At 75.6% G+C, this 12,947-nt stretch carries 15 protein-coding genes; 7 read left to right on the top strand and 8 right to left on the bottom strand.

Going from position 1 to position 12,947, the window contains the following annotated elements:
• Positions 1 to 102 precede the first annotated feature (102 nt).
• Complete coding sequence (locus ABZ881_RS20855) at positions 103 to 783, top strand: lysophospholipid acyltransferase family protein (RefSeq protein ID WP_344021726.1); 681 nt, start codon at positions 103 to 105, stop codon at positions 781 to 783.
• A gap of 3 nt (positions 784 to 786) precedes the next feature.
• Here ABZ881_RS20855 and ABZ881_RS20850 read toward each other — a convergent pair whose 3' ends face one another.
• Positions 787 to 1,491 (bottom strand): hypothetical protein, encoded by a 705-nt coding sequence (locus tag ABZ881_RS20850; protein ID WP_358486822.1) that lies wholly within the window; start codon positions 1,489 to 1,491, stop codon positions 787 to 789.
• A gap of 90 nt (positions 1,492 to 1,581) precedes the next feature.
• Here ABZ881_RS20850 and ABZ881_RS20845 point away from each other — a divergent pair, with 90 nt between their 5' ends.
• On the top strand, positions 1,582 to 2,856 hold the full coding sequence (locus tag ABZ881_RS20845) for an adenylosuccinate synthase (protein ID WP_358486821.1): 1,275 nt from the start codon (positions 1,582 to 1,584) through the stop codon (positions 2,854 to 2,856).
• Entirely contained in the window at positions 2,798 to 3,277 is a 480-nt protein-coding gene (locus ABZ881_RS20840) for an alpha/beta hydrolase (protein ID WP_358486819.1), read from the top strand. The genes ABZ881_RS20845 and ABZ881_RS20840 overlap by 59 nt, the downstream gene beginning before the upstream one ends.
• Before the next feature lie 8 nt (positions 3,278 to 3,285).
• On the opposite strand, the gene ABZ881_RS20835 is transcribed toward ABZ881_RS20840, so the two are convergent.
• From ABZ881_RS20835 to nth, 5 genes are read right to left on the bottom strand one after another with little or no spacing between them, the layout of a single operon-like run.
• A complete protein-coding gene (locus ABZ881_RS20835; protein ID WP_358486817.1) occupies positions 3,286 to 4,473 on the bottom strand; it encodes an MFS transporter in 1,188 nt (395 codons plus the stop codon).
• 59 nt (positions 4,474 to 4,532) lie between these two features.
• Positions 4,533 to 5,732 carry a MarP family serine protease gene (locus ABZ881_RS20830; RefSeq protein WP_358486873.1) on the bottom strand — a complete coding sequence of 400 codons (1,200 nt, stop codon included), beginning with the start codon at positions 5,730 to 5,732 and terminating at the stop codon, positions 4,533 to 4,535.
• A gap of 2 nt (positions 5,733 to 5,734) precedes the next feature.
• Entirely contained in the window at positions 5,735 to 6,481 is a 747-nt protein-coding gene (locus ABZ881_RS20825; RefSeq protein WP_358486814.1) for a CoA pyrophosphatase, read from the bottom strand.
• Entirely contained in the window at positions 6,478 to 7,143 is a 666-nt protein-coding gene (locus ABZ881_RS20820; protein WP_358486812.1) for a TlpA disulfide reductase family protein, read from the bottom strand. Before ABZ881_RS20820 ends, ABZ881_RS20825 begins: the two co-directional genes overlap by 4 nt.
• Positions 7,140 to 7,868: an endonuclease III gene (gene nth, locus ABZ881_RS20815; RefSeq protein WP_344021785.1), complete on the bottom strand. Its 729-nt coding sequence runs from the start codon at positions 7,866 to 7,868 to the stop codon at positions 7,140 to 7,142. Before nth ends, ABZ881_RS20820 begins: the two co-directional genes overlap by 4 nt.
• 312 nt (positions 7,869 to 8,180) lie before the next feature.
• Between nth and ABZ881_RS20810 the strand changes: the two genes are divergently transcribed.
• From ABZ881_RS20810 to ABZ881_RS20795, 4 genes are all read left to right on the top strand, one after another.
• Complete coding sequence (locus ABZ881_RS20810) at positions 8,181 to 8,429, top strand: hypothetical protein (RefSeq protein WP_344021712.1); 249 nt, start codon at positions 8,181 to 8,183, stop codon at positions 8,427 to 8,429.
• 163 nt (positions 8,430 to 8,592) lie between these two features.
• Complete coding sequence (locus ABZ881_RS20805) at positions 8,593 to 9,267, top strand: Crp/Fnr family transcriptional regulator (RefSeq protein WP_344021710.1); 675 nt, start codon at positions 8,593 to 8,595, stop codon at positions 9,265 to 9,267.
• A gap of 42 nt (positions 9,268 to 9,309) precedes the next feature.
• Positions 9,310 to 10,569: an MFS transporter gene (locus ABZ881_RS20800; protein WP_358486809.1), complete on the top strand. Its 1,260-nt coding sequence runs from the start codon at positions 9,310 to 9,312 to the stop codon at positions 10,567 to 10,569.
• The gene (locus ABZ881_RS20795) at positions 10,566 to 11,270 is read left to right on the top strand and encodes a hypothetical protein (RefSeq protein ID WP_358486806.1); all 705 of its coding nucleotides are present in this window, start codon (positions 10,566 to 10,568) and stop codon (positions 11,268 to 11,270) included. The genes ABZ881_RS20800 and ABZ881_RS20795 overlap by 4 nt, the downstream gene beginning before the upstream one ends.
• A 3-nt stretch (positions 11,271 to 11,273) precedes the next feature.
• On the opposite strand, the gene ABZ881_RS20790 is transcribed toward ABZ881_RS20795, so the two are convergent.
• Both ABZ881_RS20790 and ABZ881_RS20785 read right to left on the bottom strand, forming a co-directional pair.
• Positions 11,274 to 12,062: an MBL fold metallo-hydrolase gene (locus ABZ881_RS20790; protein WP_358486871.1), complete on the bottom strand. Its 789-nt coding sequence runs from the start codon at positions 12,060 to 12,062 to the stop codon at positions 11,274 to 11,276.
• Between the two features lie 25 nt (positions 12,063 to 12,087).
• Positions 12,088 to 12,906 carry an NUDIX hydrolase gene (locus ABZ881_RS20785; protein ID WP_344021704.1) on the bottom strand — a complete coding sequence of 273 codons (819 nt, stop codon included), beginning with the start codon at positions 12,904 to 12,906 and terminating at the stop codon, positions 12,088 to 12,090.
• Positions 12,907 to 12,947 lie beyond the last annotated feature (41 nt).

Below are 12,947 nucleotides of genomic sequence, written 5' to 3'. Positions count from 1 at the left end.
GCGCCGGGACGACTCGTCCCCCTGCACGGTGTGGTGTGGCCGCCGCCGTCGACCGCACCGATGCCGCACCGCGAGCGTCGCACAGTGATCGGGGTCCACCACGTGCAGTTGCTCATCCGCTACGTCCTCGCGCCCCTCGTCCGTCTGCTGTGGCGCCCCGCGGTGCACGGCGCCGACCGGATCCCGGCACACGGTCCGGTGATCCTCGCCGCCAACCACCGGGCCGCCGTCGACACCGCCTTCATCCCGCTGGTCGCCGCCCGCCGGGTGGCCTTCCTCGGCAAGGCCGAGTACTTCACCGGGCGCGGGCTGCGCGGCCGCCTGATGGCGTCGTTCCTGCGCGCACTCGGCTACATCCCGGTCGACCGGGGCAACGCCCGCGCCGGGCTCGCCGCACTCGCCGCCGGTCGCGAGGTGCTGGCGGCGGGCGGCGTCTTCGGGATCTACCCGGAGGGCACCCGCTCGCTCGACGGCCGGCTGCACCGCGGGCACACCGGGGTGGCCAGCCTCGCGCTGTCGACCGGCGCCGTCGTCGTCCCGGTGGGGCTGCGCGGCACCGAGCGGGTGCAGCCGGTCGGCAGGCTGTTCCCGCGGCTGGCCCGGGTGGAGATCCGGTTCGGCGCACCGCTGGAGTTCAGCCGCTACGAGGGGCTGGAGGGCGCGCCGGCGATCCGCCGCGCGGTCACCGACGAGATCATGGACGCGATCGCCGACCTGTCCGGCCAGACCTACGTCGACTCCTACCATCGGCGTCCCGGCGAGACACTGCCCGCCGCCGCCTGACCCTCAGGCCGCCGGCAGCACCGGGTGCCACGGCTCGGTGTGCTGGTACCAGGCCCAGCGCTGGACCGGCCGCGGGTACGGCTCGCCGTCGCGGACCGGGGTGGAGCCGGTGGAGCCGATCTGGATCGCCCGCCCGGTCGTCGCCGTCACCCCGCGCCCGCCGCGGACCCGCACCCCGCCCGGCCCGGCCTCGACGACGAGCGCCGGGACCCGGCCGTGGAACACCCGGGTGGCGTCGCAGTACGCCTCGCCGTACAGGTCGCGGATCTCGCCGCGGCCGGCCAGCACCCCGCCGTTGTCGTCGCGCACCAGCGGCTCCGGCCGGGCGGTCCCGGTCCGGGCGAGCGCGGCCGCGGCGGCCGGCCGGACCGGGAACCCCCAGCCGGCCGCCGCCGCCGACCGGCCGGACACCGGCAGGTACGCCACCTCGGTGCCCAGCGCACCGGCCCGTAGCAGCCGGACGAGCACCGCGGCCAGGTCGGCGTCCTCGCCGTGCACGATCAGCCGGGCGCCGGGGTGCTCGGCGAGCAGCGGATCGACCGCCTCCTTGCCGGGCCGCGGGCCGACGGTGACCGAGCGCACCGCCGGATCGGAGGCGAGTGACGCCGGTACCCGTTCCCGGCGCCCGGCGGGCCGGATACCGTAGAACGGACGACGGCGGCGCTGCGGCACGCAGGCGAGCAGCACCGCTTCGGGATCGGTCGACACCACAGATCGAGTACCCTCCTCGCCGCGGAATCCGGTAACCACGCCCGGGTCCGCGGCCGTGACGAGCGTGTGTGAACTGGAGTCTCTTACATGCCCGCAATCGTGTTGATCGGCGCCCAGTGGGGCGACGAGGGCAAGGGCAAGGCGACGGACCTGCTGGGCGGGCAGTTCGGCTGGGTCGTCCGCTACCAGGGCGGCAACAACGCCGGGCACACCGTCGTCACGCCGGACGGGCGCGACTTCGCGCTCAAGCTGATCCCGTCCGGGATCCTGTCGCCGGGCGTCAAGAACGTCATCGGCAACGGCGTGGTGGTCAATCCCGAGGCGCTGATCGAGGAGAAGGCCGGGCTGGAGCGCCGCGGCGTCGACACCTCCGGCCTGCTCATCTCGGCCGACTCGCACCTGATCATGCCCTACCACGTGGCGATCGACCGGGTCACCGAGCGCTACCTCGGCAAGGCCAAGATCGGCACCACCGGCCGCGGCATCGGCCCCGCCTACCAGGACAAGGTGGCCCGGGTCGGCGTCCGCGCCGCGGACCTGCTCGACGAGAAGATCCTGCACCAGAAGGTGGAGGCCGCGCTCGAGCTGAAGAACCAGATCATGGTCAAGGTCTACAACCGGCGCGCGCTGGACTTCCACGAGGTCGTCGACACCGTGCTGGAGCAGTCCAAGGAGTTCGCCGACAAGATCGTCGACACCCGGCTGCTGCTGAACCAGGCCCTGGAGCGCGGGGAGACGCTGCTCCTGGAGGGCTCGCAGGGCACCCTGCTCGACGTCGACCACGGCACGTACCCCTTCGTGACCAGCTCGAACCCGACCGCCGGCGGCGCATCGGTCGGTTCCGGCATCGGCCCGAACAAGATCACCCGGGTGATCGGCATCCTGAAGGCCTACACCACCCGCGTCGGCTCCGGCCCGTTCCCGACCGAGCTGCTCGACGAGATGGGCGACTGGCTGCGCAAGACCGGCGGCGAGGTCGGGGTGAACACCGGCCGGGCCCGGCGCTGCGGCTGGTTCGACGCGGTGATCGGCCGGTACGCGGTGCGCGTCAACGGCATCACCGACGTGTTCCTCACCAAGCTGGACGTGCTGTCCGGGCTGGAGACGGTGCCGATCTGCGTCGGCTACGAGGTCGACGGCCACCGGGTCGACGAGATGCCGATGACCCAGACCGGCTTCCACCACGCCGTCCCGGTGTACGAGGAGATGCCCGGCTGGTTCGAGGACCTCTCCGGCGCCCGTACCTGGGACGAGCTGCCCGCCGCGGCGCAGGCCTACGTGCAGCGGATCGAGGAGCTCACCGGTGCGCCGGTCTCCGCGATCGGGGTCGGCCCCGGGCGGGAGCAGACGATCACCCGCTGATCCGGCGTCCGACGTCGCCGCGCCGCACACCGCCGCCGCCGGCGCGGTCGTCGGGCAGGCACCGCGGATCGGTCCCCGGGCCGCGTACGCCGCCCTGGACTGTGCGCTGTGGCCGGCCCGGGACTCCGAGCGGGTCACCGGCCCGTTCACGGCCGCGGGCGCGCCGCCGACCCTGGTCGTCGGCGGCCGGCTGGATCCGGTCACCCCGCACCACTGGGCCGAGTCCATGACCCGCACGCTGGACTCCGCGGTGCTGCTCACCCGGGACGGGGTCGGCCACGGCTCCTACGGACCGGACCCGTGCGTGAACGCCGCGGTGGACGCCGCCCTCCTCGACGGCGTGCTGCCCGCCGACGGCACCGTCTGCACCCCGGCGCCCGCGACGACCGACCCGGCGGCCCTGACCGGTGCCGGCGGCTGAGCCCGCGGTCAGTCCGGCGGGGTGCCGCGCTCGCCGGACACCGGGGTCACCCCGATGGCGGCCAGCGGGGCGAGCGCGGCGAGCGCGAACCCGATGCCGTAGCCGGTCGCACCGATCAGCGCGCCGAGTGCGACCGGCACCATCGACGCGACGGCGTTCTGCCCGGTGTTCTGCACGCCCAGCGCGCGTCCCGACCAGGACGGCCCGGCGAGCTCGGCGGTGCTGGTGAAGGCCAGCCCGTTCGGCGCGACGGTGACGACCGCGCCGACCGCCAGCATGAGCACGGCGAGCCAGCCGGCGACGGCGTCGCCGAGCGCGAACAGCAGCAGCACCGCCGTCGCGCCGACGGCGATCCAGCGCATCGGCCGCAACCGGGACCCGACCCGGTCCGACCAGATCCCGGTCGCGATCCGGCCGAGCGCCCCCGCCACCTGGCTCGCGGCGACGAACGCGCCGGCCGCGGCCGCCCCCCAGCCCTGCTCGCGGACCAGGTACTCGGTGGCGAACGCGGCGACCGCGAACTGCGGCACGACCAGCAGCGCGCTCGCGCCGTGCACCCGCCACAGCACCGGGGTGCGGTACGGCGAGCGGGCCGCTGCGGCCCCGGGCGCGAGCTGAGGCCGCGGCGGGTTCGGGGCGAGGCCCGCGACCAGCGCGGCCGCGACCAGGCACAGCACGGCGGGCAGCAGCAGCGCCCGGAACGGCCCGACGGCAACGGCGAGGGTGGGCAGGGTCAGCCCGGCCAGCGCGACGCCGAGTGGCTGCGAGGTCTGCCGGATCCCCATCGCGGTGCCCCGCTCGTGGGCGCCGAACCAGCCCATCACCAGCCGGCCGCCCGCCGCGAACACCGAGGCGGCGCCCGCCCCGCCGAGCCCGAGCAGGACGAGCAGCACCGGCCCGGGCCCGGCCGGTGCGGCCCCGACCGCGACCGCGCACAGCACCAGCCCGGTGCCCATCACGCCGCGCTCGCCGTACCGGTCGGCGATCGCCCCCCACAGCACCAGCGTGCACAGCAGGCCGGCCGTCGGCGCCGCCACGTAGGCGCCGGCCTGCGCCAGCGTCAGCCCCGCGGAGTCGCGCAGCAGCGGCACCAGGAACGGCATCCCGTAGACGAACGAGCAGGCCGCGGTCTGCGCGACCGTCCCGACCGCCAGCACCAGCCAGCGGCGACGGCTGCGGGTCACGTCGGTGGGCACCCGTCCACGCTAGGTGTCGTCCCACCTGGTGGCGAATCGTTCCCGGATGCCGGGAACGATCAGGAGGCGCACTCCCCGGTGCCGACCGGCCGCGAGCCGCCGTCGGCCGCGACGTTCAGCGCCTGCGCAACCTGCTCGGCGGTCAGCACGAAGCCGGTCTCGGAGTCGTCCAGCGCGGCGCCGAACACCACGCCCACCACCTGGCCGTCCGGGTTGATCATCGGGCCGCCGGAGTTGCCGGACCGGACCACCGCGCGGACGGTGTAGACGTCGCGGAGCACGCTGCCCCGCTCGTAGATGTCCGGGCCGCGCAGCCGGATCCGCTCGCGGACCTTGCCCGGCGTCACCGTGTAGGGCCCGTCCAGCGGGTAGCCGAGGATGATCACGTCGTCGCCGACCCTGGCCGGGTCCGGGGTGAACCGGAGCGGCTCCTCGTCGAGCGCCGGGACGGCGAGCACCGCTACGTCGACCTCGGGGTCGTAGTGGATCACCTCGGCGTCCAGCTGGCGGGTCCGGCCGGCCGCGGTGGTGACCTCGACCGTGGTGCTGGAGGTGCCGGCGACGACGTGCGCGTTCGTCATGATCCGCTGCGGCGCGACCACGAAGCCGGTGCCCTCCAGCGCCCGCCGGCAGGACGGTGCCCGCCCGCGGACCTTGAGCACCCGGTCCCGGACCTCGGTCACCACCGGGGACTGCGCGAGCGCCGAGTCCGGCGGGCCGACCACGGCGATCGGGGTGCGCGAGAACGGGCTGACGACGTCCGGGAAGCCGGAGTCGTCGAGGATCTGGCGCAGCTCGGCGGGCAGCTGCCGGGCGGCGTCGGGCATCACGCTGTCCACTCCGGCGAGCACCCGCGAGTCGCGGACGCCGCTGGTCAGGGTGGCGATGCTGGTCGAGGCGAGCGGCAGCGCGATCAGCCAGGCGGCGACCACCACGGCCACCGCCTGCACCCCGGCGCCGAGCGCCGAGTCGACCTTGAGGGTGCCCTCGCGCCGGATCCGGTCCCGGACGAAGCGCCCCAGGTAGACCCCGGTCGCCTCGCCGAGCGCGACGAGCAGCACCACCGCGCCGATCCCGAGCAGCACCTTCGCCGGCTGGGACTCGACCTGGTCGGCCAGCAGGGGGGCCAGGCGCAGGCCGAGCACCGCCCCCGTCAGCACGCCCAGGAAGGACAGCAGCGCGACCGCGACCCCGTGCCGCCAGCCCGATGCCGCCGCCAGCAGCGCCAGGATGACGACCACGACGTCGACCCAGCTCAGGCTCACCCGCCCACCTCGTCGGGACGGTCGGCGGGGTCGATCACAGGTACTCCTCGCGGGTGTCGCTGCTCCGCCCGAGCGGCAGCCCAGGCCTCGTCGAGGTTCTCGATCCGCGTGCCGTCCCAGGGGCGTTCCCAGCCGGAACAGTGCAGCAGTGCGGACAATAGGCCCCCGGTGAATCCCCAGATCACCAGCCCCGAGATGCGGAAGGCCGGCCCGGTGTAGCCGCTCGGGCCGCGCACGGTGAACCGGTTCGCCGGGTCGGCGAGCTCCGGCACCGGCACCCGCACCACCCGGGCCACCTCGCCGGGATCGACCGCGCGGACCGGCTCCGGTGCGGCCCAGTGCGCGAGCACGGGGGTCACCAGGTAGCCGGTCGGCGGGATGAACAGCTCGGGCAGCACGGCCAGCGGCACGACGCCTGCCGGGTCGAGCCCGGTCTCCTCCTGCGCCTCGCGCAGCGCGGCGTGCACCGGGCCGGTGTCGCCGGGATCGAGCGCGCCCCCGGGGAACGCGACCTGCCCGGCGTGCGAGCGCAGGGTCGCCGCGCGTTCGGTGAGCAGCACGTCCGGCCCGTCCGGCCCGAACAGCATCAGCACCGCCGCGCGCCGGGCGCCGGCTTCCCGGCCGGCCGGGTCGCGCCGGGCGCCGAACCAGCCGGGGTCGAGCCCGAGGGCCCCCTCCACCAGCGGTCGCAGCGGTTCGGGGGCGGCGCCGGGATCCGGTTCGGGGACGACGGCGGCGGTCACGACAGCCGTTCCACGGCCGCCTCGACGTCGTCCGCCGTCCGGAACGGGATCGGCGGATCGACCATCGCCGGCGTGCCGTCGGCCCGGACGACGTAGTTGAACGGGAGCACCGGCGGGGTGTCCAGCACCGCGCGCAGCTCGCCGCCCGGGTCGGTCAGCGCCGGGAGGGTGATCCCGAGCTCGGCGGCCAGGCCGAGCGCGGCCACCGGATCGTCCTGGACGTCGACGGTCAGCACCGGCAGCGCGTCCGGCCGGGCCGCGTACTCCTCCAGGGCCGGCAGCTCCTCGCGGCACGGCAGGCACCAGGACGCCCAGAAGTTGACCAGCACGGCCCGCCCGGCGAGCACCTGGCCGACGTCGACCGCGCCCTCGGCGCCCAGGCACGGCACGGTGATCCCGGCCAGCGGCCCGGCCGCCGGCGCGCCGGTCGGCTCCGGGCAGGGGCGCAGCGCCGCGGCCTCCCGGGCGGCGGCGAGCGCGACCGGATCGGCGGCGGCCGGATCGCCGTCGGGCAGGTTCGCGGGCGCGGCGGCCCCCGGTGGCGCGGCCGCGGGCTGCGGCGCGGGCGCCGACGGCCACAGGGCCCACACGCCGAGCGCGACCAGCACCGCGACCACGACGGTCGAGGCGATCTCCGAGCGCGAGGCGCCTGCCCGGCTCACCGCCCGTCCCCGCTGCCGGTGACTCCCGCCAGCTCCAGCAGCCGGTCCCGCTCCGGGCCCTTGACCAGCGCTGCGGCCTCGGCTGGCCCGGTCGGCCCGGTGCCGTAGGCCGGGCAGTCCGCCGCGAGGGTGCACACACCGCAGGCGGGTTTGCGGGAGTGGCACACCCGCCGGCCGTGGAAGATCACCCGGTGGGACACGATCGTCCAGTCCCGGCGCGGGATCAGCTCACCCACCGCGTGCTCGACCTTGACCGGGTCCTCCTCGGTGGTCCAGCCCCAGCGGCGGACCAGGCGCCCGAAGTGGGTGTCCACGGTGATCCCGGGGACGCCGAACGCGTTGCCCAGGATCACGTTCGCCGTCTTGCGGCCGATCCCGGGCAGCTTCACCAGCTCGTCCAGGGTGGCCGGGAGCTCGCCGCCGTGCCGGTCGACGACCGCGGCGCCCAGCCCGGTCAGCGAGGACGCCTTGTTCCGGTAGAAGCCGGTCGGCCGGATCATCTCCTCCAGCTCGGTGCGGTCCGCCCCGGCGTAGTCGGCGGCCGCCGGGTACCGGGCGAACAGCGCCGGGGTGACCTGGTTGACCCGCTCGTCGGTGCACTGGGCGGACAGGATCGTGGCGACGGCCAGGTCCAGCGGTGTCACGAAGTCGAGCTCGCAGTGTGCGTGCGGGTACGCCTCGGCCAGCGCGCGCAGGATCCGGTTCACCCGCCGGGCCCGCCCGATCGGGTTCTCCCCGGCCGCGACCCGTGCGGCGAGACCGGCCGCGGCGCGCCCGGTGGGCCGGGCCGTCCGTCGGGCGGAGGTACTCACGTCACCGAGCGTACGGGTGACCCCCGACAGTCCCGCCGCCGTGTCGCGGCGACGGCCCGCCGCCCCGGTCGGTCCGGTCGGCGCAGCCGCGGGCGGCGAACGGTCCCCGATCCCCGCCGAACGTCCGTCAGGCGGACCGGAGGTCACGAACGTGTCACGAAGCGGGCGGACCGGCTACCCCCGGAGCGTCGGCGAGCGAACCAGTACGAGAGGATCGGAGGCGCCATGACTGCCTGGTTGAGCGTCCTCGTCCCGCTGCTCGTGATGTTCTTCGCGCTCGGGATGGAACGAGTCGAGTCCCGCCTGCGGGAGTCCACGGTGCGGCAGGACGAGCTGGACGAGATGCTCGAACAGCCGCGTCCGGACGAGGTGCGGGCCCTGTTCCGGTCCGGCACCAGCCGCGCCCTGGAGCTGTTCCGGCTGCGCAACCGCCGCCGGCGGGGGACTCGCCGCAGCCAGGTTCCGTCGGCGTGACAAGATCGTAACGGGGGCCGCGGCGCGCCCTGTACACGCAACAGGCCCGATCGGATGAGAGTCCGATCGGGTCAGTGGTGCGCACGTGTGTGGCGAAGGCCTCTACACTGACGCGCCGACGACCCGCCGTGACGATCGCGGCCGGTGAACGAGGAGCATTGCAGTGGATGAGGTTCTGATCCGGGCCGGGATCTTCCAGGGGGTTGAGCCCCAGGCCGCCGAGGCGTTGACCGAGGCGCTGGAGTCCGCCGAGTTCTCCCGTGGGCAGGTCATCTTCTCCGAGGGTGAGCCCGGTGACCGCCTCTACATCGTGGCCGGCGGGAAGGTGAAGCTCGGCCGCAAGTCCCCGGACGGCAGGGAGAACCTGCTGATGGTGGCCGGGCCGTCCGACATGTTCGGCGAGCTCTCCATCTTCGACCCGGGCCCGCGCACGTCGTCGGCGACGGCGGTGACCGAGGTGCGTTGCTACACGATGGACCGCACCGCGCTGCGCGAGTGGATCGGCAAGCGGCCGGAGATCGCCGAGCAGCTGCTGCGCGTGCTGGCCCGCCGGCTGCGCCGCACCAACAACATGCTGGCCGACCTGATCTTCACCGACGTGCCCGGCCGGGTCGCCAAGTCGCTGCTGCAGCTCGCCCGCCAGTTCGGTTCGCAGGAGTCCGGCCTGCTCCGGGTGACCCACGACCTCACCCAGGAGGAGATCGCGCAGCTGGTCGGTGCCTCCCGGGAGACCGTGAACAAGGCGCTCGCCGACTTCGCGCACCGCGGCTGGCTGCGGCTGGAGGGCAAGAGCGTGCTGATCCTGGAGCCGGAGCGGCTCGCGCGCCGCGCGCGGTAACACGTTGGTACGCCTGTCCCAGTCCATGTGATGCTGGGCGGCGTGCCCGCCTCCCCCTCCGACTACCGGGCCGCACTGGGTGCGCCCGGTGCGGCCGCGCCGGTGTGCGCCTCGCTGATCGGCCGCTTCCCGATCGCGATGCACAGCCTCGCGACCCTGCTCTACGTCCGCGAGATCGAGGGTTCCTACGCGATCGCCGGTGCGGTGTCGGCCGCGCTGCTGGTCGGGACGGCGGTCGGCACCGTCGTCCAGGGACGCCTGCTGGACCGGCTCGGCCCGAGCCGCCCGCTGCTGCTGATCGTCGCGGCCTACGCGGTCGCCGTCGCCGGGCTCGTCACCTGCATCGAGCTGCGCGCCGCGCTGCCGGTGGTGCTGCTCGCCGGGCTGGTGACCGGCGCCGTCACCCCGGCGATCGAGGGCTCGTCGCGGGCGCTGTGGTCGGACCTGGTGCCGGCCGGCCGGACCCGCGAGGCGGCCTACACCTACGAGGCGATCAGCCTCGAGACCTTCTTCATCCTCGGGCCCGCGCTCGCCGCGCTGCTCGCCGTCGGCACCCCGTGGCCGGGCACCGCGCTGCTGGTCGCCGCGCTGGCCGAGATCACCGGGACGACCTGGTTCGCGCTGACCCGTGCGGTGCGGCGGCGCTCGGCCCGGATCCGCGCCTCCCGGACCTCCGGCACACCGGCCGGCGACACCGGGCTGCTCGGCGTGATCCGCAGGCCCGGCCTGCGCACGGTCGCGCTGGCGGCGCTCGGCTTCGGTCTGGTCGCCGGGACCGCGGAGGTCGGCGTGCTGGCGGCGACCGCGTCCGCCGGCTCGCCCGCGATGGGCGGGATCCTGCTGTCCGCCTGGTCGGTGGTCTCGGTGCTGGCCGGTGTCCTCTACGGACTGCGCCCCCGGCCGCGGTCGCTCGGGCTGCGGCTGCCGGTGCTGCTCGGTGGCTTCGGGCTGCTGGTGACGGCGATGGGGCTGGTCTCCCCGATCGGCTCGCTGGTGCTGCTGGCCGTGGTCATGATGGCGGCCGGGGCGCTGATCACGCCGCAGGTCACCGCCCACTCGCTGGGGGTCGAGCACACGGCGCCCGCCGACTCGGCGACCGAGGCGTTCAACTGGGTGGTGACGGCGGCGGTGCTCGGGGTGTCCGCCGGCCAGGCCGTGTCCGGTGTCCTGATCGACCGGTTCGGGCCGGTCGGCTTCGCCGCGGGCGGGATGCTGGGGACGCTGGTCGCGGTGCTGCTGTGGACCCGCCGGGCGACGATGGCCGCGACCGTGGAGTGCGAGCCCGCCGGGAGCGCCCGGTGAGCGGCGCGGGCGCGCTCCGCCGGCTGCGCGAGGTGGTGGCCGCCGACCTGGCCGGCGCCGACGTTGCGCACGACGTCGGTCACCTGAACCGGGTCGCCGGGCTCGCGGCCCGGCTCGCGGTCCGCGAGGGTCTCGACGGGTTCGTCGCCGCCGTCGCCGCCTACGTGCACGACCACCACCGCGCCGCCGAGGCCCGGCTCGGCCGGGTCGTCGCACCCGCCGAGTGCCGGGACGACGCCCGGGCCGCGCTGCGCCGCGCCGCGATCGACGAGTCGCTGTGGGAACCGGTGCTCGACGCGGTCGAGGCCACCGGCCGCTACACGTTCTCCGCCGCGTCGCAGCCGTCCGGTCCTGGGCCGGCCGCCGCCGCGATCGCGGCCTGCCTGCACGACGCCGACATGCTCGACGCCATGGGCGCCACCGGGATCGCCCGCGCCTTCGCCTACGGCGGCGCCATCGGCGAGCCGCTGTGGGATCCGGCCGCGCCGCCGTCGTCGGAGGGCTACCGGCCCGGGCCCACCGGCTCGGTCGTCGCGCACTTCCACGAGAAGCTGCTGCGGCTGCGCGGCGAGCTGCGGACCGCGGCCGGGCGGGAGATGGGCGAGCGCAGGCACGCCGCGCTGGAGGAGTTCCTGCGCCGCTTCCGGGACGAGTGGGTGGACGCGCACGGCGACGACGCGACGGCGCCGCCCGCCCCGTGAAGCTCAGCCGCGGAGGTGGTCCAGCTGGGCGCGGACGGACAGCTCGGCGGCGTCCCACAGCGAGGTGTCGACGTCGGCGTAGACCAGTTCGACGACGGCCCGCGGCGCCACGTCCGGGCCGAGCTCGTCCAGCGCGGCGCGGACCTGGTCCAGCCGCTGCTCGCGGTGCGCCAGGTAGTCGTTCGCGATCCGGGCGGCGTCCGGCAGCTCCGGACCGTGCCCGGGCAGCACCGGCGTGCCGGCCGGCAGCTCGGCGATCCGGCGCAGCGAGTCCAGGTACGGGCCGAGCGCGCCGTCCGGGTGCGCGATGACGGTGGTGCCGCGGCCGAGCACGGTGTCCCCGGCGAGCAGCGCCGCACCGTCCGCACCCGGCCCGGTGAGCAGCAGCGACACCGAGTCCGAGGTGTGGCCCGGCGTCGCCAGCACGGTCAGCTCGACGCCCGCGGCCGCGATCACGGTGCCGTCGGTGAGCGGTGCGGTGCCCGACACCAGCGACGGATCGGCGGCGTACACCGGCGCGCCGGTGAGCGCGACGAACCGGTCGATGCCACCGGCGTGGTCGTGATGGCGGTGGGTCAGCACGGCCGCGGCGACCGGGGCGCCGTCGGCCAGCGCCTCCAGGTGGGTGCCGTCGTCCTCACCGGGGTCGACGACGATCCGCTCCCCCGAGTCGGGGACCGACACCACCCAGGTGTTGGTGCCCTCCAGCGTCATCGGCCCGGGATTGTGCTGCAGCAGCACCGAGGCCAGCGGGTGCACCGCACGCAGGGCGCCGTAGTGCGGGTGGCTCATCTCGGTCCCACTCATCCCCGCTCGCTCATCCGGTCGTCTCCTCGTAGCGCCAGTCCGGGTCCCCGGGCAGCGTGATCACCGCGACCCGCCCCTCGCGCCGGATCTCCGGGGTCACCGGGGAGATGTCGCGACGGGCGGCGGCGTGCAGCACCGCGGCGGCGCTGGTGTGCCGGGCCAGGTCCTGCAGTGTGTGCAGGGTCGGCGCCATCAGTGAGAGCTCGCCGGCGGCGTGCCCGGCGAGCGCGTCGGTGGGCGACCACCAGCGGGCCTCCACCGCCTCGGTGGTCGCGTCGTCGGCGTCCTGGCCGTCGGGGACCCGGGCGACCAGGAACGCGGTGTCGTAGCGGCGCGGGTTCACCGCCGGGGTGATCCACCGGGACCAGGGTACGAGCAGATCGGCGCGCAGCTCCATGTCGTGCCGGTCGAGCAGGGCGGGCAGCGTGACGTGGCGCCCCTCCAGGTCCGCGCGCCAGGCGGCGGCGTCGGCGACCGGGCCCGGGGCCGCACCGCGCCGGGACGCGAGCAGCACCCCGCACTCCTCGAAGGTCTCGCGGACCGCGGCCGTCACCAGCGCGGCGGCGAGCGGCTCGGGCTGGCCGAGCCGGGAGCCGAACCGGGCCGGTTCCGGTCCGCGCCAGCGCGCCGGGTCCGGCACGTCGTCGGGTGACACGCTGCCGCCGGGGAACACCGTCATCCCGCCGGCGAACGCCATCCCGGTGACCCGCCGCTGCAGGAACACCTGCAGCTCACCGCGCTCCGGGGAGTCCCGCACGAGCAGCACGGTGGCGGCGGGTCTCGGCTCGACCGGCTGCGGCCGGGCCGGGTTCGGAGCTGCGGTGCCCATGTCCGGGACCCTAGGTCATCGTCGCGGCGGCCGGGCCGTGA

Origin of the sequence: Pseudonocardia sp. NPDC046786 (assembly GCF_040645415.1) — a bacterium.
Lineage (GTDB): Bacteria > Actinomycetota > Actinomycetes > Mycobacteriales > Pseudonocardiaceae > Pseudonocardia > Pseudonocardia kongjuensis.
This window is presented reverse-complemented; position numbering and strand designations above follow the sequence as displayed.

What these genes read in the sequence shown, in the direction of transcription:
- ABZ881_RS20845 (WP_358486821.1), top strand. Translation starts at nt 1,582, where the DNA reads ATGCCCGCAATCGTGTTGATCGGCGCCCAGTGGGGCGACGAGGGCAAG.
- ABZ881_RS20810 (WP_344021712.1), top strand. Translation starts at nt 8,181, where the DNA reads ATGACTGCCTGGTTGAGCGTCCTCGTCCCGCTGCTCGTGATGTTCTTC.
- ABZ881_RS20790 (WP_358486871.1), bottom strand. Translation starts at nt 12,062, where the DNA reads ATGAGCCACCCGCACTACGGCGCCCTGCGTGCGGTGCACCCGCTGGCC.
- ABZ881_RS20785 (WP_344021704.1), bottom strand. Translation starts at nt 12,906, where the DNA reads ATGGGCACCGCAGCTCCGAACCCGGCCCGGCCGCAGCCGGTCGAGCCG.